1 protein-coding gene is annotated in these 2117 nt (G+C 63.8%); it reads left to right on the forward strand.

The genetic code is table 11. From position 1 onward, the window contains the following. Nucleotides 1-2117 (forward strand): type VI secretion system ATPase TssH (gene tssH, locus A2I95_RS33330; RefSeq protein WP_291736731.1); only part of this gene is annotated, 2117 nt, incomplete at both ends.

Genomic DNA, 2117 nt, shown 5'->3' on the forward strand with positions numbered 1-2117 from the left:
TGACCGAGATCAGCCGCGTGGCGCTGTTTGGCAAGCTGAACAAGCTGGGATACCAGGCCGTGGAAAGCGCAACCGTGTTCTGCAAGATGCGGGGCAACCCCTATGTCGAACTGGTGCATTGGCTGCATCAGCTGCTGGCGCAGCAGGACAGCGACATTCACCGGATCATCCAGCATTACGATCTGGATGCGGGCAAGATCGCAACCGAACTGACCCGGGCGCTGGATATGCTGCCGCGCGGGGCCTCGACGATCTCGGATCTGTCTGACCATCTGATGGATGCGATGGAACGCGGCTGGGTCTGGGGGTCATTGCTGTATTCGGCGGGGCAGGTGCGCAGCGGCCATTTGCTGCTGGGCATGCTGAAAACTCCGGCGCTGCGCAACATCCTGTCGAACATGTCTCCGGAGCTGGCGAGCGTCGGCGCCGATGACCTGGCGGATAATTTCAACGATGCCACTGATGGCTCGCCCGAAGAACGGCTGGGCGCGCAGGATGGCTCCAACGTCACCGGCGGCGGGGCGGAGCCGGGCGAGGCCTCGGGGTCGATGGCGCCGGGTGCCATGGGCAAGGGCGAGGCGCTGGAGCAGTTCTGCACCGATCTGACCGAGCAGGCGCGCAACGGCGAGATCGATCCGATTGTCGGCCGCGATGAGGAAATCCGCCAGATCGTCGATATTCTGATGCGGCGCAGGCAGAACAACCCGATCCTCACCGGTGAGGCCGGGGTGGGCAAAACGGCGGTGGTTGAAGGCTTTGCCCTGCGGATTGCGCGCGGCGACGTGCCGCCGGCGCTGCAGGATGTGCGGCTTTTGGTGCTGGATGTGGGCCTCTTGCAGGCTGGCGCCAGCATGAAAGGTGAATTTGAAAACCGCCTGCGCCAGGTGATTGACGAGGTGCAGGCCAGCCCGGTGCCGATTGTGATGTTTGTCGATGAGACCCACACGCTGGTCGGGGCTGGCGGTGCGGCAGGCACCGGCGACGCGGCCAACCTGCTGAAACCGGCGCTGGCACGCGGCACGCTGCGCACCATCGGCGCGACCACCTGGGCCGAGTACAAGAAATATATTGAGAAAGACCCGGCTCTGACCCGCCGTTTCCAGGTGGTCAAGATTGATGAGCCGGGCATTCAAAAGGCAATCCTTATGATGCGGGGCATTGCCTCGATGCTGGAAGGCCACCACAGGGTGCAGGTTCTGGACGAGGGGATCGAGGCTGCCGTCAGCTTGTCGGCCCGCTATATCCCGGCGCGGCAATTGCCGGATAAATCGGTAAGCCTGCTGGATACGGCCTGTGCCCGCGTGGCAGTCAGCCAGCACGCAGTGCCGGCCGAGGTGGATGACAGCCAGCGCCGGATTGAGGCGCTGACCACTGAGCTGGAGATCATCGGCCGCGACGAGACCGCCGGTTACGAGGTCGCTGACCGGCGCGAGGCAGTGGAGGCTGCCAAGACAGCTGAGGAGGAACGGCTGGCCGGGCTGACAGAGCGCTGGAACAAGGAAAAGGCGGTTGTCGAGGGCATTCTGGAGCTGCGCGCCAAGCTCCGGGAGGGGGCCGCGCCCGTGGACGCTGTCCCGGATACTGGGGATGACGCAGCGGAGGGCGCTGCCGACAGCCCGCTTTCCGATGAAGACCGTGCCAAGCTGATGCAGGAGCTGAAGGACAAGAACGCCGAGTTGGAAACCTTGCAGGGCGATTCTGCGCTGATCCTGCCGATAGTTGACCATCAGGCGGTGGCGAGCGTGGTGGGCGACTGGACCGGCATCCCGGTGGGCCGCATGGTCAAGGACGAGATCGAGACGATCCTGAACCTGGAGGAACATCTGGCGAAACGGGTGATCGGCCAGGATCATGCGATGAAGATGATCGCCAAACGTATCCAGACCAGCCGCGCCGGGCTGGACAACCCGAACAAGCCGATCGGGGTGTTCATGCTGGCAGGCACCTCAGGCGTGGGTAAGACCGAGACCGCGCTGGCGCTGGCTGAGGTTCTGTATGGCGGCGAGCAGAACGTCATCACCATCAACATGTCCGAATATCAGGAAGCCCATACCGTCAGCAGCTTGAAAGGCGCGCCTCCGGGCTATGTCGGCTATGGCGAAGGCGGGGTGCTGACC

It is taken from the genome of Leisingera sp. F5, from assembly GCF_001593695.1.